General features: G+C 27.2%; 13 protein-coding genes. 8 read left to right on the top strand and 5 right to left on the bottom strand.

All coding sequences use genetic code 11. The annotated features are described in order from the left end of the window. The first annotated feature begins 83 nt into the window (after positions 1–83). From HMPREF0216_RS00665 to HMPREF0216_RS00640, 6 genes are all read left to right on the top strand, one after another. Positions 84–533: a MarR family winged helix-turn-helix transcriptional regulator gene (locus HMPREF0216_RS00665; protein ID WP_005209905.1), complete on the top strand. Its 450-nt coding sequence runs from the start codon at positions 84–86 to the stop codon at positions 531–533. After that, entirely contained in the window at positions 517–2,247 is a 1,731-nt protein-coding gene (locus HMPREF0216_RS00660) for an ABC transporter ATP-binding protein (RefSeq protein WP_040418391.1), read from the top strand. The genes HMPREF0216_RS00665 and HMPREF0216_RS00660 overlap by 17 nt, the downstream gene beginning before the upstream one ends. Beyond that, entirely contained in the window at positions 2,240–4,060 is a 1,821-nt protein-coding gene (locus HMPREF0216_RS00655; protein ID WP_005209900.1) for an ABC transporter ATP-binding protein, read from the top strand. The genes HMPREF0216_RS00660 and HMPREF0216_RS00655 overlap by 8 nt, the downstream gene beginning before the upstream one ends. Before the next feature lie 338 nt (positions 4,061–4,398). Continuing rightward, positions 4,399–9,717, top strand: coding sequence for a beta-N-acetylglucosaminidase domain-containing protein (locus tag HMPREF0216_RS00650; RefSeq protein ID WP_147576203.1), 5,319 nt, complete (start codon positions 4,399–4,401; stop codon positions 9,715–9,717). Positions 9,718–10,044: 327 nt separating this feature from the next. Further along, positions 10,045–12,135, top strand: a complete 2,091-nt coding sequence (locus HMPREF0216_RS16075) for a tetratricopeptide repeat-containing sensor histidine kinase (protein WP_147576202.1) — start codon at positions 10,045–10,047, stop codon at positions 12,133–12,135. A gap of 142 nt (positions 12,136–12,277) precedes the next feature. Beyond that, positions 12,278–12,484, top strand: coding sequence for a hypothetical protein (locus HMPREF0216_RS00640; RefSeq protein ID WP_005209894.1), 207 nt, complete (start codon positions 12,278–12,280; stop codon positions 12,482–12,484). Between the two features lie 178 nt (positions 12,485–12,662). Here HMPREF0216_RS00640 and HMPREF0216_RS00635 read toward each other — a convergent pair whose 3' ends face one another. Together HMPREF0216_RS00635 and asnB are read right to left on the bottom strand one after the other, a co-directional pair. Then, positions 12,663–13,622, bottom strand: a complete 960-nt coding sequence (locus HMPREF0216_RS00635) for an alpha/beta hydrolase (protein ID WP_005209892.1) — start codon at positions 13,620–13,622, stop codon at positions 12,663–12,665. A 193-nt stretch (positions 13,623–13,815) separates the two neighbouring features. Beyond that, positions 13,816–15,402, bottom strand: coding sequence for an asparagine synthase B (gene asnB / locus HMPREF0216_RS00630; protein ID WP_005209890.1), 1,587 nt, complete (start codon positions 15,400–15,402; stop codon positions 13,816–13,818). A 479-nt stretch (positions 15,403–15,881) separates the two neighbouring features. Here asnB and HMPREF0216_RS00625 point away from each other — a divergent pair, with 479 nt between their 5' ends. Then, entirely contained in the window at positions 15,882–18,143 is a 2,262-nt protein-coding gene (locus tag HMPREF0216_RS00625) for a glycogen/starch/alpha-glucan phosphorylase (RefSeq protein WP_005209889.1), read from the top strand. Positions 18,144–18,231: 88 nt separating this feature from the next. Here HMPREF0216_RS00625 and HMPREF0216_RS00620 read toward each other — a convergent pair whose 3' ends face one another. The 3 genes from HMPREF0216_RS00620 to HMPREF0216_RS00610 all read right to left on the bottom strand — a co-directional run bounded on the left by HMPREF0216_RS00620 (position 18,232) and on the right by HMPREF0216_RS00610 (position 21,630). Further along, a complete protein-coding gene (locus HMPREF0216_RS00620; protein ID WP_040418389.1) occupies positions 18,232–18,447 on the bottom strand; it encodes a hypothetical protein in 216 nt (71 codons plus the stop codon). Between the two features lie 30 nt (positions 18,448–18,477). Beyond that, positions 18,478–18,816: a hypothetical protein gene (locus HMPREF0216_RS00615; RefSeq protein ID WP_005209887.1), complete on the bottom strand. Its 339-nt coding sequence runs from the start codon at positions 18,814–18,816 to the stop codon at positions 18,478–18,480. A gap of 204 nt (positions 18,817–19,020) precedes the next feature. Next, positions 19,021–21,630 carry a calcium-translocating P-type ATPase, PMCA-type gene (locus HMPREF0216_RS00610; RefSeq protein WP_005209881.1) on the bottom strand — a complete coding sequence of 870 codons (2,610 nt, stop codon included), beginning with the start codon at positions 21,628–21,630 and terminating at the stop codon, positions 19,021–19,023. 275 nt (positions 21,631–21,905) lie between these two features. Here HMPREF0216_RS00610 and HMPREF0216_RS00605 point away from each other — a divergent pair, with 275 nt between their 5' ends. Continuing rightward, positions 21,906–23,267 carry a sulfatase family protein gene (locus tag HMPREF0216_RS00605; RefSeq protein ID WP_005209879.1) on the top strand — a complete coding sequence of 454 codons (1,362 nt, stop codon included), beginning with the start codon at positions 21,906–21,908 and terminating at the stop codon, positions 23,265–23,267. Positions 23,268–23,349 lie beyond the last annotated feature (82 nt).

Raw genomic sequence — 23,349 nt, 5'->3', positions numbered from 1 at the left:
GTTTTTATGAAATAATTAAATATATAATAATAGTTAGATATATAACTATTAGAATTCTAATTAAAATAAAAGGAGATAGATTTATGAATGAAGGAGAATTACTTAAAAGTTTTATGAAGTTTAAAGGAATACACCGTAGGATGTGCCTTAATGAGTTCAGAAAGCTTGAAATTTCTAAAGGCCAACCAAAGATATTAAATTATTTAGCAGAAAATAATGGAAGTATACAAAAAGATATAGCACAAAATTGTAATATTGAGCCTGCTACAGTGACAAGTATTTTAGCAACAATGGAACGTGTTGGATTTGTTGAAAGAAGGCCTAATGCTGATGACAGAAGAATCCTTAATGTATATTTAACTGAAAAGGGAAAAATTACTCAGCTTAAGTTACAAAAGGCTATGTACAATATTGAAAAAAAATGTTTTAAAAATTTTAGTGAAGAAGAGAAGAAGCTTATAAAAAGCTTTTTTGAGAGAATGTATAATAATTTAAATGAAGGAGATGAAGCTACAAATGGGAAAACTACTTAAATATATTAAGGGTAGCTCAATTATTTATGCTATACTTGCACCTTTAATGATGTTTATAGAAGTTATTATGGATTTAAATCAACCTAAATTAATGGCTGATATTATTGATATTGGTGTTGCAAATGGTGATATTCAATATGTTTTAAATATCGGATTTAAAATGATAATTGTAGCCTTTATTGGTATTTTAGGTGGGATATTATGTGGAATATTTACAAGTATAGCAGCAATGACTATGGGAAAAAATTTAAGACAAGGATTATTTAATAAAATACAAAGTTTATCTTTTTTAGAGATAGATAAATTTAAAACATCATCTCTTATTACTAGATTAACAAACGATGTTACTCAGGTTCAAAATATGGTTATGATGGCACTTAGAGGGATGGTAAGATCACCACTTATTTGTTTAGGTGGAGTAATAATGGCTTTTTCTATAAGTAGTAAATTATCTATAATCTTTTTAGTAATAATACCATTAATAATAGTATCAGTAGTAGTTATTACATCTAAATCAATTCCGTTTTTTACTGATATGCAAAAAAAGATTGATAATGTAAATCTTGTTATGAGAGAAAATTTACTTGGAATTAGAGTTGTTAAAGCTTTTGCTATAGAAGGTAAAATAAGAGAAAAATTTAAAAATTCCAATGAAGAATTAATGGAGACAAGCATTGAAGCACAAAGTGTAACAGTTCTTCTTTGGCCACTTGTAACTTTAATAATGAATTTAAGTGTAGTTGCAGTATTATGGTTTGGAGGAAATCTTGTTAATACTGGATCATTAGAAATAGGAAAAATAATGGCTTTTATTAATTATTTAGTTCAGATAATGGGATCTTTAAATATGATGGTAATGATTATAATTAATTTCTCTAGGGCTAAGGTTTCAGCAACAAGAATTAATGAAGTGTTAGATATTGAACCTTCTATTGTTAATAAAGATGATTCAAAAGAAATAAATAATTTTGATATTGAATTTAAGGATGTTTACTTTAAGTATAATAAAGATAGTGATTATGTATTAAGTGGAATATCATTTAAGGCCAAAGAAGGAGAAAAAATAGGAATAATAGGGGCTACAGGTAGTGGAAAAAGTTCTTTAGTATCACTTATTCCAAGATTATATGATACTACAATGGGGAGTATAACCATTGGAAATGAAGATGTTAGGAACTTAAAAATAGATGAATTAAGAGAAATTATAGGCGTTGTGCTTCAAGATACAATTCTTTTTTCAGGAACTATCGACGATAATCTAAGATTTGGTAAAAAAGATGCTACTAAGGAAATGATGCATAGTGCAACAAAAGATGCTCAAGCCTTTGAATTTATAAACTCAGCTAAAGAAGGCTACGATAGAATAGTTGAACAAAGAGGAAAAAATTTATCGGGAGGACAAAAGCAAAGAGTATCAATTGCGAGAACTCTAATTAAGGAGCCTAAAATATTAATATTAGATGATTCAAGTAGTGCATTAGATATGGCAACAGAAGCTAAACTTCAAAAGGCTATAAAGAGAAGAATGCAAAACTCTACAGTATTTCTTATAGCTCAAAGAATTTCTGCTGTTATGGATTGTGATAAGATAATAGTTTTAGATGATGGAGAAATATCTGCTATTGGAACACATAGAGAATTGTTAAAAACTTCAGAAATATATAGAAGTATTGCAATATCACAATTTGGAGAGGAGGAAGTTATGAATGTCTAATAAAGGACCTATACCAATGAGACCAGGAGGAGGACCACATCAATTACATAGGGCTAAAGCTGAAAAAATAAAGGATTTTAAGGGTACAGTAAGAAGATTAATAGGATATTTAATAGAAAAGAAAATCAATATTATAATTGTATTTATTTTATGTTTTATAACTACACTAATTAGTGTTTTTGGTACAAGATTAAACGGATATACAATAGATAATTTTATAGAAACAGGTGATATGAGGGGACTAGCTTTTATTTGTATAGTGCTTTTAATAATGTATTTAGTAAATATATTTTCTACCTACTATCAAAATTTAGTTATGGTTAAAATATCACAGAAAGTTTCAGCAAATATAAGAAAAGACTTATTTAGTAATTTACAGGGATTGCCATTGAAATATTTTGATACTAATTCTAGTGGTGATTTAATGAGTAGACTTACAAATGATGTTGATAATATTAATACAACATTATCTCAAAGTGTAACTCAATTATTTTCAGGGGTAATAAATATAGGCGGTATGTTAATTGCAATGCTTATATTAAGCCCGATTCTTACCTTAATAGGATTAATAACAGTACCACTTACATTTTTAACTACAAAAACTTTAGCTAAAAAAACACAAAGATTTTTTGTAAAACAACAAAATGAACTTGGTATATTAAATGGTTATATAGAGGAAATGGTATCAGGACAAAAAGTTGTTTCATTATTTTCAGAAGAAGAAGAAGTTAAAGAAGAATTTGCTAAAATAAATGAGAAGCTAACTAAAAGTGCAATAATAGCACAGGGTGCATCATCTGTTATGGGACCTATAAATAATTTTATTAATAATATTTCATATTTAATTATTTCAGTAACAGGTGGATATCTTATATTAAAAGGTCATACAATTACCGTAGGTATAGTTTTTACATTTTTATTATATATGAGAAATTTTACTAGACCAATAAATGAAATAATGAATCTTTTTAATACTATTCAAAGTGCATTAGCAGGTGCTGAAAGAGTATTTGAAGTAATAGATGAAGTAAAAGAAAAGGATAAAATAGAAGCTAAGGATATTGAAAATATAGAAGGTAATGTAGTCTTAAAAAATGTAACTTTCTCTTATACTAAGGGAAAAGAAATATTAAAAAATATTTCTATTGAAGCTAATAAAGGTGAAGTTATAGCTATAGTTGGCCCAACAGGAGCTGGAAAAACAACAATAGTTAATTTACTTACTAAATTTTATGATATTGATAGCGGAGAAATATTTATAGATGGGAAAAATATAAATTATATAACTAGGGAAAGTTTAAGAAAATCAGTAGCAGTGGTATTACAGGATACTTATTTATTTTCTGAAACTGTTAGTGAAAATATAAGGTATGGAAGATTAAATGCAAGTGATGAAGAAATTGTTAAAGCTGCAAAAATGGCTAATGCTCACCAATTTATAAAACAGCTTCCTGATGGGTATAACACTATTTTATCTGATAATGGCGGGAATTTATCTCAAGGACAAAGACAGCTATTAGCAATAGCAAGAGCAATTTTATCTAATGCATCAATATTGATTTTAGATGAAGCAACTTCATCAATTGATACAAGAACTGAAGAGCATATTCAAGAAGCTATGCTTAATTTAATGAAAGGAAAGACTACATTTGTAATTGCGCATAGACTAAGTACTATAAAAAATGCCGATAAAATTTTAGCGTTAAAAGACGGTGAAATAGTAGAATGTGGAACTCATGATGAACTTATTAGTAAAAATGGATTTTATGCAAATTTATATAATAGCCAATTCAAAAAAGGAATAGAAATATAAAAGGTACAGTACTGATGCTGAAAGGCTACAATATATTAAAAACAATTTAAAGATATGCTAGGAAAAAAAGTGTGATATTTCTGAAAAGTTATATCATACCTTTTTTGAATTAGCTTACATATAAATATAATAATATTGCTAAAAAAAGTTAATATATTGCTTAAAAAAGTTAAAGTATAGAAAACGTTTTAGATAATAAATTAAAATAATATATATATACTTGTAATAATTTTGAATAAATTAGTTTTATTACATGAAAATTAATGATTATATAACATTCTTATTTTTATCTAAGAATGTTACAGAATATTTTATTATTAAAACGGGGGAAAGAAATTATGATAAAGAAAAAGTTACAGCGTCTTTTTGCTATTGTTGCTGCTACCACTGTATTAACTACAAATTTTGCTGGAGTACTTAAGGTTTCTGCAACGGAATTAGACTTACCAAAAGAGTATGAAATTTATCCTATACCTCAAAGTATAGAATATGAAAATAGTGCTTTTGAAGTTGGTACAGAAGTAAATATAGTATATGAAAGTGGAGTAGATATTTACACTAGAAATAGGGTAGAAGAAATTTTAAAAAATCAAAATATTAATTATACTATTTCAGATACTGTTGTTGAAGGAAAAACTGATATCTTAATTGGTATAAATGAATCAGGGGAATTTGTAGATCAGTATTTCAATACAAATGTATCTCATGATGAAGCATTCTTTAATAAAACAGACTCACATTTAGTTTCAGTTGATGATGGAATTATTGGTATATTAGGTAAAGATACTGATAGTGCTTTCTATGGAGTTACTACATTAAAGCATGTATTTAATCAATTAGAGGATGGAAGTATAAGTGAATTTAGAGTTGATGATTATTCTGATGTAGCTCAACGTGGATTTATTGAAGGGTATTATGGAAATCCGTGGTCAAATGAAGATAGAGCAGAGCTTATGAAATTTGGTGGAGATTATAAAATGAATCAATATATATTTGCACCAAAGGATGACCCATACCATAATTCAAAGTGGAGAGAATTATATCCTGAAGAAGATTTAGAATCAATAAAACAACTAGCTAAAGTAGGAAATGAGACTAAGAATAGATATGTATATGCATTACATCCATTTATGAGTAACGCAATTAGATTTAATAGTGAAGAAAATTATCAAGCAGATTTAGACATAATAAAAGCTAAGTTTAGTCAATTATTAGAAGCTGATGTTAGACAATTTGCTATATTAGCAGATGATGCAGGGGTACCAGCTCAAGGAGCTGCTTCATATGTAAAATTATTAAATGATTTAACAGTGTGGTTAAGAGAACAACAAGAAACATATCCAGATTTAAAAGATGAGATAGTTTTCTGTCCAAACGATTATATGGGAAATGGTTCTTCAGCTCAATTAAAAGAAGTAAATAAAGCAGGAGATAATGTTAGTATTATTGCTACTGGAGGAAGAATATGGGGAGAAGTTAGTGGATCTTTTGGAACAAATTATAAAAATAATATTGCATCAGAAGGCTATGAGGGCAGAGCACCATTCTATTGGATTAATTGGCCTTGTTCAGATAACTCTAAACAACATTTAATTATGGGAGGAAATTCCACATTCTTACATCCAGGAGTAGATCCTTCAACTATTAAAGGAATAGTATTAAATCCAATGCAACAAGCAGAAGCTAATAAATCAGCTTTATTTGCAAATGCAGGTTATGCATGGAATATTTGGGAAAATGAAGAGGAAGCAGATCAAAACTGGTATGATTCATTTAAATATATGGATCATGGAACAGCAGAAGAAACAGATACTTCAACAGCTCTAAGAGAATTAAGTAAGCATATGATTAATCAAAATATGGATAGTCGTGTTACGAAGTTAGAAGAGTCAGTTGAATTAGCTCCAAAGCTTAATACTTTTAAGGAAAAATATGCAAATGGGGAAAATGTTAAAGAAGAAGCCACTGAATTAATAGCTGAATTTAATAAATTAAAAGATGCGGCAACTCTTTATAAAAATGAAGGGCATGAAAGAGTAGTTAGTCAAATATCTTATTGGTTGAATTGTTGGGAAGATACAATGGAGGCAGCAATTTCTTATTTAGAAGCAATTATTGCTGTTGAAGATGGAGCATCAAATGATGTTATTTGGACTAAGTATTCAAATGGACAAACTGCTTTTGAAAAATCAAAGACTTATGGATTCCATTATGTAGATCACACTGAATATGCAGAAGTTGGAGTACAACATATAGTTCCATTTATAAAGAATATGGCTCAAAGCTTAGCAGAAGTAGTTACTTCAATTGTAGATCCAAGTAAGGTAATAACAACAGTAATAACTAATAGAACAGATACACCTACAGGAAGTTTAGAAAATTTATTAGATAATAATTCAGCAACTGAAGTTGTATATAAAACTCCAAATACTGTAGTTGCTGGGACTTATATTGGGGTAAAATATAATAAGAAAATAAAAGTTAAAGATATTCATATAGAAATGGGAGCAGCATCTAATCCAAGAGATACAATGCAAGAAGCTAAGCTTCAATATACAGAGGATGGTAGTACTTGGGTTGATTTAAATGACGAATTATATTCTATGCCAAATCAAATTACAGTTGAAGGCTTAGATTTAGATGTGATGGGTATTAGAGTAATTGCCACTCAAGATAAAACTAATACTTGGCTTGGTATTAAGGATATAACTATAAATAAAAATGATTTAAATCAAGGTGAAGGAGATAATTCTGAAATAAATGCTACTCTTATGAGAAGTGAAGGATGGAGTGTTTATAGTGGAAGTGAAGCTAACTTAACAGATGGTAATGATAGCAGTAGTGTTTGGTATAGAACTCATACTGGAGATATTACAAAAGTTGGAGATTACGTTGGGTTAGATTTAGGTGAAGTTACTAGTGTTGGAAATGTACATGTTGTAGTTGGAGCAGGGGATACAGATAAATGGACAGATTATAAATTAGAATATTCTACTGACAATGAAACTTGGACAACATTTAAGACATATTCAAGCACAGCTGGAAAAGATGTTATTGATGAAGATTTTGGCGGAATTGAAGCAAGATATGTAAGAATTACAAACTTAAAAGAGTTAAATAAGTGGGTTAAATTCTCTGAATTTAGAGTAGAGAAAAGTATGAACCTTCCATCAACTAATAATGTTTATTCAAATGTTAATTTAGGTATAAAATCTATGTATATAGATGAATCATTGACTAAACTAGTTCCACAAGAAAATATTACTTTAAATGAAGGTGAGTATATCGGTATTAAATTAAATCGTATTAAGGATTTAAGCAATATTGATTTAGAAGTTTCAAATATGGATGGAATAACATTACAAACTTCTATGAATACAATTGAGTGGAATGATGTTTTAGATAATGAGAACTTAGAGGATGCTCGTTATATTAGATTAATTGCTAATAAAGAAGTTACTTTTAGTTTAAACAAACTTGAAGTTACTTCCAATGAAGTTTATGAGCCATCATTAATAAGCTCATATGCTGATTATGATGCTGATCCAGCAGTTGTTTTTGATGGAAACTTTAATACTAGTGTTAAATATACAGCAGCACCACAAACAGGTAATACAATAGTTTATGATTTAGGACAAACAATTGATATTAATAATTTAAAATATGTTGTATTAGATACAGAAAAAGATCATATTAGAGATGGTAAAATTCAATTATCTTTAGATGGTGAAACTTGGACTGATGTTATAACTATTGAAAATAATATACCAAATACATCAGAAGATATGGATTCAAAGCCAACAGATAATGGATATACTCATGGTAGTGTATCAGGTGGAATAATTCCAATTTCTCATGCTTATATGGATAGTGGAGAAATAAATCAAGAAGCTAGATATTTAAGAGTTGTATTTACAGCACCATATTCATATCGTTGGGCTGTTATTAATGAATTTTTAATTAATAATGGTGAATATATACCAACAGTAAATGACCCAACATTTGTTTCAGACCCAATAGAAGTTAAAGGATTTGAACCAAGTAAGATAGTGGATGGTAATTTAACTACAGCATATAAACCAAATACTAATAATGGGGAAATAACAAGTGGAAGCTTCACATATCGTTTATCAGATAAGACTGATATTAAGAAAATTAATATTATTCAAAGTGGTAATGAAATTTCTAATGCTAAAGTAATGGCTAGAGTTGGAAAAGATGAAGCAGGAAATGATATATGGAAGCAGCTTGGAACTTTAGATAGGAGCTTAAATGAAATAGTAAATACTAAGTATGATAATATTTTTGAAATTAAGATTGAATGGAATGGAATAGCTCCAACAATTTATGAATTAATTACAATTAATGATTATGAAGTTCCTAATGTAAGTGATTTAGAAACACTTATTGATTCTTGTAATTATGTACAAGAAAATTATACGGTTAATAGCTGGAATTTATATAATGAAGCTTTAGAAAGTGCTAAGAAAATTTTAAATAATATTGGAAGTGCAACTCAAGAAGATATTGATAAGGCTAGAGAAACTTTAGTAAATGCTATTACTTCTTTAGTTGATATAAGAGAATTAAGCAATATTATTAATGAGGCAGATGGAAAAATTAATGGAGATGTTAACTATACAGATGAATCTCTAAATGATCTTAAGAAAGCTGTAATAACTGCAAAAGAAGTTTTAGCTAATGATGCTGCAACAGTAGAAGAAGTAAATAGTGCAACTGAAGGCGTAAGAAATGCTATTGATAATTTAGTAGAAAAGGAAGAAGAAAACAACCCAGTATTTAATGCACATTTACAAGTTGCTGTAGAAGAAGCTAAGAAAGTAACTGAAGAAGAACTTTCAAAAGTTGTTCCAGCAGTAGTAGAAGAATTTAAAGCGGCTCTTGCTGAAGCAGAAGTAATTTTAGCTGATGAAAATGCAACTCAAGTTTCAGTAGATCAATCTTTTGATAGATTAAGCAAAGCAATGCAAATGTTATCTTTTGAAAAGGGCAATAAAGAAAATTTAATTTCTCTTGTAGAAAGAATTAGTGCATTAACAGGAGATGATTATATTACTTCAACTTGGGATAAGTTAATGGTTGTTTTAGCAGAGGCTAATGGTGTAATATCTGATGTAAATGCTATGGAAGAAGAAGTTTCAGAATCGTATAATACATTATTAAGAGCATTCTTAGAATTAAGATTAAAGCCAAGCAAAGATAGACTAGAAGATTTAATTAATAAAGCAAAATCATTAGATTCTAGCAAATATACTGTAGCAAGCTTTAGAGCAGTTGAAAAGGCGTTAAATGAAGCTAATGAAGTTTTTGAAAATGAAGATTCAACTGAAGAAGAGATTGCAAAAGCTTCAGCAAACTTAAATAATGCTATAAATGGATTAGTTATAATTGCTGGAAGTAATAATAATAGTGGAAACAACAATAATAGTGGAAATAACAGCAGTAATAATGTTGGAAACAATATTAGTAGCGGAAATAGTAATACAAATAATATTGCAGGAAGCACTTCAAGCAATAGCCAAAGTAGCAACAGTAATAAACTTCCACAAACAGGAGGAACATCAGGAGCTGCCGTTGGATTATTTGGAACTATTATAGCTAGTATAGGAGCTTTAATATCAAGAAGAAAAAAATAATATAAAGCAAAAGAATAAGCTGTATAAAAATTAAGTGTATAAATAATTTAACTAAATTGTTAAAAAAATTAATTAAAAGTGGCAAATGAAAATTAAACTATTTATAATAGTTTCTTTGTTTGCCATTTTTAATTTATCGGCTATAGTAAAAATTAATACATATTCTCATTATTAATATTGAAATTTTATAGTTATATTTAATTTATATAAATTTATAATTACAGTAGGTTGATTTTTGTTTTAAAAGTAAGAAAAATAAAAGTATAGAATTTGGGGATAAGTATGGTGATAAAGTATTATAGTGGTAATATGAGAAGGTGTTCTAAAATGAAAAGAGAAGTTGAAAAATATATAAATATGTTTGAATACACAAATGAATCAAAATTAGATTTAAATAAAGCTGAAATTATAAGAAAAGAAATGGTTGAAAAATTAAATAGTGATATAAACTTAAATGATAGACGTTTAGCTAAAGCATATCACTTATTAGCTTTGACGAGTAGTAGAGTAAAAAGATATGAGGACAGCATAAAAGCAAGTAAAAAAGCTATAGAATATTTTAAAAATACAAAAAATGAATATTATTTAGCAAGAGCCTATAGTTTACTTGCAACTACATATTTAATATTAGACCAAGGAGAAGAATTTAAAAAAAATTATTTAATAGCAGAAAAAATATTAAAGGAATTAAATGAATATGAAGATTTAGCTTATTTAAATTCACGGGTAGGAGTATATATCTTTAGAAAAGGAAAAATAATACCTGAAATTAAAGTATATTTAGATAAAGCTTTAGAGAATCTTGGGAAATTCCAATCTCCATTATCACCACAAATGTATATAGCAATTGCTTCAACTTATGCGTTAGCATTTAATGATTTTGATACTTCAGTAGAGTTACTTAGAAAAGCTTTAAATATAGCTAAATACTATGGAGATATTCATTCAGAAATATTAATACTTTATTATATAGGGGTAGGATATGTTAAAGTAAATATGAAGGAAGAGGCTGTAGAACTATTTATTACTACTTTAAATGATAAAAAGTTTAAAGAGTTTACTGCAGTAAGGGTATCAATAATATTTGATTTAATAAAAGTAATTTTAGAAAATAAAATAAAATTAGAAATTATTGAAGAGTTATTTACAGAGTGTAAAAAAGAAATAGAGAACTTAGATTTTATAAAAATTAAACAATATAGTATGCAGTTAGATTTATTAATAGTTGAATATTATGTTAATATAAAAAAAGACAATTTAGATGAAAGCTTAATATTATTAAATAAAAGTCATGAATATTACAAACAAAATAAGGAAAACTGTATATTCACTGATATACAATATTTTATATATCAACTTTATGGAGATGTATATTTTAATAAAGAAAATTATAAAAAAGCTATAGAGTATCATAATATAGCTTTAGAAATAGCTACTAATACTAATAATAATTATATTGCAACAGTGTATAAGAGTTTAGCTATAGATTATGAAATGTTAGAAGATTATAAAGTATCATATGAGTATATGAAAAAGCTTAATAAATTGATTGTTGAAGTTGAACAAAATGACCTAGTAAGAAAATATATAAATGTACAAAAAGAATATGAAAAATTAAAGGCTATAGATAAAGATAGAGAGAGTTTTTTTGCCAATTTATCTCATGAATTAAAGACTCCTATAAATATAATATACTCATCAATACAACTTATGAATGTTTTTAGAGATAAAAGTGATAAACAATTTAAAGAGTATTATTTAAAACATGAAAAGAGTGTAAGAATTAATTGTCTACGTATGTTGAAAATAGTTCAAAATATGATAGATATAAATAAAATAGATTGTGGAAGTATAACTCCTAAATTTGGTAATTACAATATAGTAAGTTTAATAGAAGAAATAACCATTTCAGTTTTGTCATATGTAGAAATTAAAAAAAATAATATTTTGTTTGATACAGAAAAAGAGGAAATTTATGTTAAATGTGATCCATATATGATAGAAAGAATATTATTAAACTTATTATCTAATGCAATAAAATTTAGTAAAAATAATGGAGACATATTAGTTAATATATATAAAACAGGAAGATATGTTGTTATACAAGTAAAGGATAATGGTATAGGAATTCCAGATGAAATGAAAGAAAAAATATTTAGTAAATTTATACAAATAGATGCATCTTTAAATAGGACTAATGAGGGAAGTGGTATAGGTTTAACTTTGGTTAAGTCCTTTGTTGATATTCATAATGGATATATTGAATTAGAAAGCACTGAGGGAAAAGGTAGTGACTTTAAAGTATTTATTCCTAATATTAAAGCAAAAGATATTGATGAAAATGAAAGTATATATAAATATGATATAGATAGCGAAAGAGTAATTAGTGAATTATCGGATATATATGAATTGTATTAGAAGTAAAATAAAAATTTTATATTGAAAACTCTTAGGTAATTTATACACTATTAACCTAAGAGTTTTTATTTTATAAAATTTTATTTTAGAGTATAATTATAAAAAGTATTAATCAAAAGATATAAAATTAAGGAGAAGAGATATGATAGTAATTTGCCCAGGATGCTCAGGAATTGATTGTGAGGTAGTTAAAAGAGAATTTAAAGATGAAAAGATAGTATATGGATGTATAGGTGAGTGTGGGGGAAGAATGGATGATACAATAGTTGCCTTTGTTGATGGAACTTTTGTTGAAGCAAAAAGTGAAAAAGAATTTATATTCAAAGCAAAAAATATATTAAGACGATAGTTTAGCTGTATTGTTAAAAGTTATTATGTGAAAAGGTTAATGATATTGTCTTTAGGAAGCTGTATAATTTTACTGAGAATTTATATAATAATTTTTATAAAAAAATCTAAAGCTTTTAAATGTTTACACACTAATGGCTTTAGATTTTTTATTTAGATGATTAAAAATAATTTATACTTTATATATATTTATTTAAAAAACTTTGAATCGTATCCCAATATAGCTTGGGATTAACTTTAGCAGCTCTTGCATGGGCTGCACCTGAGATTATAAGCTTTTCCTTTGGAGCAGGGCAAGCTTCATATACTTCATTAAGCATATAAAAAGGTACAAAATTATCTTTATCTCCATGTATAAAAAGCATAGGAGTTGTAGATTTTTTTAATTGTTTTATTGAAGAAGCTTCGCTTATAAAGTATCCAGCACGAATTTTACATATTATACTTGCAGTATGCATCATAGGAAAGGCTGGGAGTTTAAATAATTTTTTTAAGTGGTAAGCAAATTGATCCCAAGTAGAGGTATAACCACAATCTTCAATTATAGCTTTAACATTGCTAGGAAGATTTTCACCGGAAACATTCATAACAGTAGCAGCACCCATTGATACACCTAAAAGAATTATTTCAGAATCAGAATAATTTTTAGTAATATAATTTATTAAATCAATTATATCTAAACGTTCATGCCAACCCATTCCAATATAGTTTCCTTCACTTTTACCATGACCTCTTAAATCAGGAAGGATAATATTATACCCCATACTATAAAATTTTTGAGCATAGGGTGCCATATACTTAGCTTCAGAAGTATAACCATGTACAGCAATTATCCATTTGTTTGATTTAATTTTATTTTTTATAAGATAATTATGAATTTTTAAATTATCTTTTGAAGTAATAAATAAATTTTCATAATTAGACTTTTCAAAAAGCCAAGTCTCACTATCAATAGTTGAAACACCACTAGTTTCATCTTGATTTACAGAGTTAGAATTAGTATCCTTATTACTAAAAACTAAGTCTTTTGGGAAGTTTGGATTAATTCCAAGGTTATATAGATAATTGCCACCATAAAGCACTATAAAAATTATAGCTAGTAATAGTATAACTAAAAAAATTAGTATTATTGTTTTCATAAATTTTCACCTCTTTGGCTAAATTCAATTTTAATTATAGCACTTAAATAAAATGTTATTAAGAGTAATTAATCATTATTATATTGTAATTAAAGAGGATTATTTTTTATGCCGAATAGTAATAAAATAAAGTTACTTTCAGTGGGATTATATAAAAAACTATACGGAGCTAAGTTGTAGCCCCGTATAGTTTTTATTTTCCACTATCACCATAATTTGAAAGTACCCTAGCACTTGGGTCGTTAACATTACAACCTTCCCAAGATTTATTTGGCATCCAGAAACCTTTAATCCACTTAGCATTTCCAGAATAATATCTTTCAAAAATATCTCTATAAAGAAGGGATTCCTTAGTGAATGGAGTACAGTATTTATATTTTTCTTTAGCTAACTCAAGGTCGGTATAAGTGTATTTCTCTTCTGCATATTCTTTTAAGTAATCAACTAAAGAGTGACCAACAGCATCACTAAAAGCAGCTTTTTCACGGTATAATAAGTCATTAGGTAAATAATCTTCACTATCAAATGCTTTTCTTAAAAGATATTTACCTTTATTGTAATTATTCATTTTTTTTGATGGATTAATGCTCATAACATAATTTACAAAATCAATATCAGCAAAGGGAACTCGTCCTTCTAAAGCATGAGCAGAAATGCATCTATCAGCTCTTAAAACATCATACATATAAAGTTCTTTAATTCTTTTTTGAGATTCTTTTTGAAAGTCATTTGCAGAAGGGGCAAAATCAGTATATTTATAACCAAATAATTCATCACTTACTTCGCCAGTTAAAATAACCTTTAAATCAGTATTTTCATGAATGTATTTACATAATAAATACATGCCAATGCTTGCTCTAATAGTAGTAATATCAAAGGTTTCTAAATGATAAATAACCTCTTCAAGGGAGTTTAATACATCGTCCTTAGTTATAATAACTTCAGTATGGTCAGTACCTAAAAATTCAGCAGCTTGTTTTGCATATTTTAAATCTATGGGATCAGTTTCCATTCCTATAGAAAAGGTTTTTATTGGTTTGTTTGTAATTTTTTGTGCGATAGAACATACAAGAGAAGAGTCTAAGCCACCACTTAATAAATAACCAATAGGTGCATCTGCATGAAGCCTTTTTTCTACGGCAGATATAAGTTTAGTTCTTATATTAGTAAATATAGTATTAAAATCATCATTGTTTATGAATTTTGATTCTGATAAGTCATTATAACAAATAAATTCACCATCTTTATAATAATGTCCTGGTGGAAATGGCATAATATCTTTACAGTAATCAATTAATGCCTTTGCTTCACTAGCAAAGGAAATTTTATGATCCTCTTTTGTATAACCATAAAACATAGGTCTAATCCCCATAGGATCTCTAGCTGCCATTATAGAATTAGTATCACTATCATATAGAACTAATGCAAATTCAGCATCAAGCATTTTGCACATTATTTCAATACCATATTTGTAATATAAAGGTATTAACACTTCACAATCACTATTGGAGTGAAATTTATATTCAGTAGATAATAATTCCTTTAATGATAGATAGTTATAAATCTCTCCATTACATACAAGCTCACACGAGTTATATTTAAATGGTTGATTTCCATTTGATGATAAATCCATTATTGATAAACGGTTAAAGCCCCAATATAAACCATTTTCAATAGCTGAATATTTATTATCAGGTCCTCTATGAAATACTTTTTTTAATGCTTTATCAAATTCTTCACTTTCTAATTTTGTAGATGAAAATACAACAAAACTACACATATAATAACCCCCTGTTTATTTTTTTATATTAAAACAACAAAGGCTCGCTTTTTAAAAGCGAGCCTTATAGCATTCCATTAATAAGCTTTTAATCTACAAGGCTCAAAGACATTAAATTAAAGATATACTTATAATTTCAAGCATACTTTCAAGTTAATATCTTATCATCGCCATTGATGATATAAAAAACTATTTGTTAAATTATATTATAAAAGTAATAAAAATGCAACAAGTTATATGAAAATATAGCTTGTGATATATAAGTGATGATATAAAAATATTAATATTGTAATTAGTAGAGACATAATTAAAAAAATATATATATTTTTAAATTAGCATAAAATATATACAAAAAATAAAAAGAATATACAATGGAAAAGTTTTGAAATTGATATTATATAATTAAGAGAATAATAAAATCTTTATTAAATATAGCAAATGATTTAAATAAAGGCGTAGTTTGAGGTGAGATAATTACTATGATAAAGAAAGCTTTAAGTGAAATTTTAGACAGAAGATTTTCAAAAACAATAGAAGCTGCAAGCAATGAACAAGTATATTTTGCATTATTAGAGTTAACTAAAAGTGTTATAAAAAATAAAGGGACAAATAAGGGAGATAAAAAGTTATACTATATTTCTGCTGAATTTTTAATTGGAAAGCTATTATCTAATAATTTGATAAACTTAGGACTTTATTCTGAAGTCAAAGAAGTTTTGAATGAAGCTGGTAAGGAGTTAGCTGAAATCGAGGAAGTTGAATTAGAACCTTCTCTTGGAAATGGTGGGCTTGGAAGACTTGCTGCATGTTTTTTAGATTCTATTGCAACCTTGGGATTAAATGGTGATGGTATAGGTTTAAACTATCATTATGGATTATTTAAGCAAGTATTTAAAAATAACAAGCAAACGGCAGAAAAGAATCCGTGGATAGAAAAAGAAAGCTGGCTTACTAAGTCAAATATTAAATTTGATGTTTTATTTGGTGGATTTAAAGTAACTTCAACATTATATGATATAGATGTTACAGGATATAATAAACCTTGTAATAAATTAAGACTGTTTGATATAGATACGGTTGATGAAAATTTAGTTAAAAAAGGGATTGAATTTGATAAGGAAAATATAAAGAAAAATTTAACATTATTCTTATATCCAGATGATAGTGATGAAGCAGGACAATTGTTAAGAGTATACCAACAATATTTTATGGTAAGTAATGCTGCTCAATTAATACTTCTAGAAGCAGAGGAAAATGGATATGATTTAAGTAAATTAAATGAGCATGTGGTAGTTCAAATTAATGATACACATCCATCAATGATAATACCTGAATTGATAAGATTATTAGGGGAAAAGGGTATAGCAACTAGTGAAGCTATAGATATAGTTACTAAGACTTGTGCATATACTAATCATACAATATTAGCAGAAGCATTAGAAAAATGGCCAATAGCATATATAGAAAAGGTTTCACCACAATTAATGCCAATAATTAGAGAGCTAGATAATAGAGTTAAGTTAAAATATTCAGATGAAAGGGTTCAAATAATAGATAAAGATTCTAGAGTACACATGGCTAATATGGATATTCATTATGGCTTTAGTGTAAATGGTGTAGCAGCACTTCATACTGAAATTTTAAAGAAGGAAGAATTAAAAGCATTTTATGATATATATCCAGAGAAGTTTAATAATAAGACTAATGGTATAACCTTTAGGAGATGGCTACTTCATTGTAATAATGAGTTAGCTAAGTATATTACTGAACTTATAGGTGATGGTTTTAAAACTGATGCTATGGAATTAGAGCGTTTGGGGAAATATGTAAATAATAAAGAGGTATTAGCTAAGCTTGAAGAAATAAAGAAGCAAAATAAGATTGAGTTAAAGAAGTATTTAAAAGAAACTCAAAATGTAGATATAGATGAAAATTCTATATTTGATATTCAAATAAAAAGACTTCATGAATATAAGAGACAACAAATGAATGTTTTATACATTATTAATAAATATCTAGAAATTAAAGAGGGTAAGATTCCTAAAACACCAATAACTATGATATTTGGAGCCAAAGCAGCACCAGCATATATAATAGCACAGGATATAATTCATGCTATTTTATGTTTACAAGAAATAATAAACAATGATCCTGAGGTTAATAAATATTTGAAGGTTGTTATGGTTGAAAACTATAATGTAACTAAGGCTTCTAAACTTATACCAGCTTGTGATGTTTCAGAACAAATTTCTTTAGCATCTAAGGAAGCATCAGGGACAGGTAATATGAAGTTTATGTTAAATGGTGCATTAACTTTAGGAACTGAAGATGGCGCTAATGTTGAAATTCATCAATTGGTTGGAGATGAAAATATATATATCTTTGGTAAGTCAAGTGAAGAAGTTATTGAACATTATAGAAGGTCTGATTATATTGCAAGAAGATATTATGATAAAGAATCAATTAAACCATTAGTTGATTTTTTAGTAAGCGACACTATGTTAGCTGTTGGAGATAAAATAAATTTACAAAGACTTCACAATGACTTAATAGGTAAGGATTGGTTTATGACTTTGCTTGATATTGAAGAATATATAAAAATTAAAGATAAAGTATTTGAGGACTATGAAGATAGGGAAGCTTGGAATAGAAAGGTACTTATAAATATTAGTAAAGCAGGATACTTTTCAGCAGATAGAACCATAGCTCAATATAATGAAGAAATTTGGAAGTTAAAATAATAGATAAATTTTAATATGTTATTATTTATAATTTTGGTATAGTTATAAATAGTAAAATAAATAATAGTGAGGAACAACTACCTCACTATTATTTTAATAAAATTTTGTTATATAATGATTTTTTGAAAGCTTTTAATTGAGATATATTATGAGTGTTGTATAACATTCCAACTAATATTAATACAAGTCCTAATCCAATACAAAGACCTTCTATAAAGTCTGGCAATAAATTAAATCTAGAGGATATTAACCAAATGAAATTTAGTAGTAATCCGAAATAAGTATAATTGTTAAATGTTTTCATAAATATCTCCTTTATAAATAGATTTAATAATTATATGCTTAAAAGCTCGTCCATTTTATTTTTATTTGTAGGAATAATTCTGCAGTTTGGAGAAGCATATGGTGTATAATATATGTCTAAATTTTTTTTTGGTGATAAATGTGCTTGGAAATTTTTTGATGATCTATCTACAGAAATATCACTTATTACACCATGTTCAATAAATTTCTTATTAGTAACGCAATATAATAAATATTCAATTGGCTCATCCTTTAAGTCGCTTAAAAATCTTTCAGCATTAATATTGTTAATATTAAAACTGTAACGGGTTGCTTCTTTTGCTGATTTGACATCATTTTCTCCTTGTGCTCTCAAAATGTAATACCTCATTAATAAAACCCCTTTCTAATATAAAAAATATAATAATTTTTATTTGCAATATAAATAAGATTAAAAGATCCTCATATTTATATATATTACCATTTATTGGAATATAAGTAAAGGAAGTTAAAAGATTTTTATAGAAAAAGAAGAGAATATATACTTGTAATTTATACAAGTATATATTCTCTTTTTTATTTAAATATTAAAATATTATCTTCTTAAATGTAATTTTAATAATTCGTTAACAGCCAATGGAATTATCGAAATTAAAAAAACTAAAATCCAATCAGTGAAACTTAATGAGTAAACCTTAAATAGATTTGAAAAGAAGGGAACTGTAATTATTACAACTTGAATAATTATTCCTAGTAATAAAGATAGTATTAAATATTTATTAGTGAATAGACCAATTTCAAATATAGATTTTTTAGTATTTCTCATATTTAATGCAAAGAATAGTTGAGATATACTTAAAACTACAAAAGCCATAGTTTGAGCATGAATTAGTGAATTTGGATATAATTTTTCACCAAGTTTGAATGCAAATAAAGTTAGAATTCCTATAAGAAGGCCATTTATTATAAGATAAATTTTCATATGACCAGCAAATAAGCTTTCATTTGAAGCTTTAGGAGGATCATTCATAACAGAAGGATCTTTAGGATCAAACCCTAATGATAGTGCAGGAAAACTATCTGTTATTAAATTTACCCAAAGTATATGAATTGGAAGTAGAGGGCTATCCCAATTTAGTAGAATAGCAACAAAGAGTGCTATAATTTCACCAAAATTGCAAGAAAGTAAAAATATTATAGCCTTTCGTATATTATTATAAATATTTCTACCTTCTTCAATGGCATTTACTATGGTAGAAAAATTATCATCAGTTAATATTATATCGGCAGCACCTTTAGCAACATCTGTACCTGTTATACCCATTGCTACACCTATATCAGCAGCTTTTAAAGAAGGAGCGTCATTTACTCCATCACCAGTCATTGAAACTATATTACCATTGGATTTAAATGCCTTAACTATTTTAACTTTATGCTCAGGTGATACTCTTGCAAAAACTTTATAATTATTAACTACTTTATTGAAATCTTCTTGATTATAATCATCAATTTCAAAACCAGAAATACATTCATTTATATTTTCTGAAATATTTAATTCATGAGCTATAGCAAAGGCTGTGTTTTTGTAATCACCAGTTATCATTATTGGTGTAATTCCAGCAGATTTACATTTTGCTATTGAATATTTTACTTCTTCTCTAGGGGGATCAATCATTGCCATTAAACCAAGAAAAATTTGTCCACTTTCTAAGGTGTTTTTATTAATATCATCAGTATTAATATCTTTATAAGATGCAGCTAATACTCTTAGGGCAGAATCACTCATTGAATTTGCAGCATTTAAAATTAGGTTTTTGTTATCACTAGATAGAGGTTTAATTTCACCATTTATTAAAATTTTATCGCAAATTTTAAAGATAGAGTCTAGTGCTCCTTTTGTAAATACTTTATAAGCATTATCATAAAAATTTATTGTAGTCATAAGTTTTCTATCGGAATCAAATGGAAGTTCTGATACTCTAGGATGAAGTTTGTTTAATGGTTCCTTGAAAATATTATTATTATTTCCTACATCTATTAATGCGATTTCTGTAGGATCACCAGTTTTTGAAGCTTTAGTAGAAGTTGCATCATTACAAAGAACCATAGCCTCTATCAATAAATTTTCTTCATTACAGTTAATATTAATATTTTCTATATTATTTAATTTATTATTTGTAAAATATTTTTTAACAGTCATTTTATTTAGGGTTAATGTACCGGTTTTATCAGAGCATATTATATTTATAGAACCTAAGGTTTCAACAGCAGGTAATTTTTTTACAATAGCATTAAGGCTTATCATTCTTTGAACTCCAAGTGCTAGAACTATTGCAACTATAGCAGTAAGTCCTTCCGGAATTGAAGCAACAGCAAGAGAAATAGCAGTTAGGAGCATTTGAAGCCAATCTCTTCCTTGAAAAATAGAAATTATAAAAATAAGCAAACATGTAGTTATTGCAATAATCCCTAGAAATTTACCAAGCTTATTAAGTCTCTTTTGAAGAGGAGTAATATTTTTTTCATCAGTATCTAAAAGTTTTGCTATTTTTCCTATTTCTGTATCCATTCCAGTAGAAACTACAATGCCTAAACCACGCCCATAGGTAGAAAGAGTAGACATATATGCCATATTAACTCTATCACCAATTGGTGATTTTTCATCTAAAATTATTTTATCAGCATTCTTTTCAGCTGGTATTGATTCACCTGTAAAAGCAGATTCATCTATTTTTAAGTTAACACTTTCTATAAGTCTTAAATCAGCAGGAATATATCTACCAGCATCAATAATTACAATATCACCAATAACAACCTCTTCTGATGGAATTTCTATTATAGTACCATCTCTTTTAACTAAAGCTTTAGGAGTACTTAATTTAGTTAATGATTCTAGAGCTTTCTCAGCTTTGGATTCTTGAACAACTCCAATTGTAGCATTAATTACAACTACAATAAGAATAATTATTGAGTCACTAGTTTCACCCATAATTATAGAAATAATAGCAGCTACAATTAGTATATAAATCATTACATCTTTAAGTTGAGATACAAATAATTGAAATATAGTTTGTTTTGGTTTTGAAATTAGTTTATTTTCGCCATACTTTTCTAATCTAGCTTTAGATTCAATAGAGGTAAGTCCATTTAGGGTATTAGAATTTAATTCTTGTATTGTTTCTTCGATGCTTTTATTAAACCACATTTTTTCACCTCATAAATTATATAAATCAATCTAGTATATAAATTTTAAAAGAAGTTTATGTTTTTTTGTAAAAATATTATTTATGTAAAATAGCGTTTTTTTATAAGTATATTGCGTTAAAAAGGCAATATCATAGAGTGAATTATTGATATATAGTATAATTAAATTAAATATAGCAAAAATTTAGCACTATATTTTGGAATAAACTCACAAGAAAAAGTAGAAATTTATGAGGTAGTTTATAGTTTATTTATGGGAAAGAGGGGAACGTTTTAATGAGCAAACCAAATATATTATTTTATTTTTCTGACCAGCAACGATGGGATACAATTGGTTGCTATGGTCAGGAATTAGATGTAACACCAAATTTAGATAGCTTAGCAAAAGAAGGGGTTATTTTTGAAGAGGCATACACTCCACAGCCATTATGTGGACCTTGTAGAGCTATTCTTCAAACTGGTAAATATCAAAAGGAAACAGGATGTTTTAAAGATGATATAGCATTACCTCTTAACATTAAAACTATTGCTGATTATTTTACAGAAAATAATTATGATACAGCATATATTGGTAAATGGAGTTTAGCAAGTGAAGTCGCGACAAAGCCTATTTGTAGAGATTATACTATAAGTGCAATACCATTAGAAAGAAGGGGTGGATATAAGGGATTTTGGCGTGCTGCTGATATTTTGGAATTTACCTCTCATGGATATGATGGATACGTTTTCGATGAAAAAATGAATAAATGTGAATTTAAAGGGTATCGTGCAGATTGTATTACTGATTTTGCTTTAGAGTATTTAAATAGTTATAATTATGAAAAACCATTTTTTATGACAATTTCACATATTGAACCACATCATCAAAATGATAGAAGATGTTATGAAGGACCAAAAGGTTCAAAGGAAAGATTTAAGAATTTTAAATTACCCATAGATTTAATTGCTTTAGGTGGAGGAAATGCTACAGAAGAATATGCAGATTATTTAGGATGTTGTAGAAGTTTAGATGATAATTTAGGTAGAGTTATAGATAAACTTAAAGATAAGGGACTATATGAGAATACAATTATAATTTACTCTTCAGATTACGGTTCTCATTTTAAAACTAGAAATAGAGATAGGAATTTAAATGGAGCAGATGATTATAAACGCTCTTGCCATTCAGCATGTCTTCATGTTCCTTTAATAATTTCAGGACCAGGCTTTAAAGGTGGAAAAAGAATAAAGGAGTTAGTAAGTATAGCAAGTCTTCCAAAAACTTTTTTAGCTATGGCAGACATTAAGGCAGAAGATGAAATTATAGGTGAAAATTTAAAAGATGTAGTAGATGGAAAATTTAAATATAGAAGTAATGAAATATTTGCACAAATAAGTGAAAGTAGAGTTGGTAGATGTATTCGTACTGCTGATTATTTGTATAGTGTATATGCACCAGATAAAAATGGATATGATTTTGCAGAAAGTGATATTTATGAAGAAGATTTTTTATATGACCTAAAAAAAGATCCTTATGAATTAAATAACTTAGTTAAAGATCCAGATTATGAAGAAGTAAGGGAAGAACTTGCAAACAAATTAAGACATTATATAGTTAAAGCTGGCGAAGAACTTCCAGAGATAATAAAAGCAAGATAATGATAAGCTATTTTAAAATATTAATTTATAGGTATAATATATAAAGAATAAATAGAATCTGTTAAGCTGATATGAAAAAATA

Origin of the sequence: Clostridium celatum DSM 1785 (assembly GCF_000320405.1) — a bacterium.
Classification (GTDB): Bacteria; Bacillota; Clostridia; order Clostridiales; family Clostridiaceae; genus Clostridium; species Clostridium celatum.
This window is presented reverse-complemented; position numbering and strand designations above follow the sequence as displayed.

Coding starts and splice junctions, on each gene's coding strand:
- asnB (WP_005209890.1), bottom strand. CDS start 15,402: ATGTGTAGTTTTGTTGTATTTTCATCTACAAAATTAGAAAGTGAAGAA.
- HMPREF0216_RS00665 (WP_005209905.1), top strand. CDS start 84: ATGAATGAAGGAGAATTACTTAAAAGTTTTATGAAGTTTAAAGGAATA.
- HMPREF0216_RS16075 (WP_147576202.1), top strand. CDS start 10,045: ATGAAAAGAGAAGTTGAAAAATATATAAATATGTTTGAATACACAAAT.
- HMPREF0216_RS00615 (WP_005209887.1), bottom strand. CDS start 18,816: ATGAGGTATTACATTTTGAGAGCACAAGGAGAAAATGATGTCAAATCA.
- HMPREF0216_RS00635 (WP_005209892.1), bottom strand. CDS start 13,622: ATGAAAACAATAATACTAATTTTTTTAGTTATACTATTACTAGCTATA.
- HMPREF0216_RS00610 (WP_005209881.1), bottom strand. CDS start 21,630: ATGTGGTTTAATAAAAGCATCGAAGAAACAATACAAGAATTAAATTCT.
- HMPREF0216_RS00650 (WP_147576203.1), top strand. CDS start 4,399: ATGATAAAGAAAAAGTTACAGCGTCTTTTTGCTATTGTTGCTGCTACC.
- HMPREF0216_RS00640 (WP_005209894.1), top strand. CDS start 12,278: ATGATAGTAATTTGCCCAGGATGCTCAGGAATTGATTGTGAGGTAGTT.
- HMPREF0216_RS00605 (WP_005209879.1), top strand. CDS start 21,906: ATGAGCAAACCAAATATATTATTTTATTTTTCTGACCAGCAACGATGG.
- HMPREF0216_RS00660 (WP_040418391.1), top strand. CDS start 517: ATGGGAAAACTACTTAAATATATTAAGGGTAGCTCAATTATTTATGCT.
- HMPREF0216_RS00625 (WP_005209889.1), top strand. CDS start 15,882: ATGATAAAGAAAGCTTTAAGTGAAATTTTAGACAGAAGATTTTCAAAA.
- HMPREF0216_RS00620 (WP_040418389.1), bottom strand. CDS start 18,447: ATGAAAACATTTAACAATTATACTTATTTCGGATTACTACTAAATTTC.
- HMPREF0216_RS00655 (WP_005209900.1), top strand. CDS start 2,240: ATGTCTAATAAAGGACCTATACCAATGAGACCAGGAGGAGGACCACAT.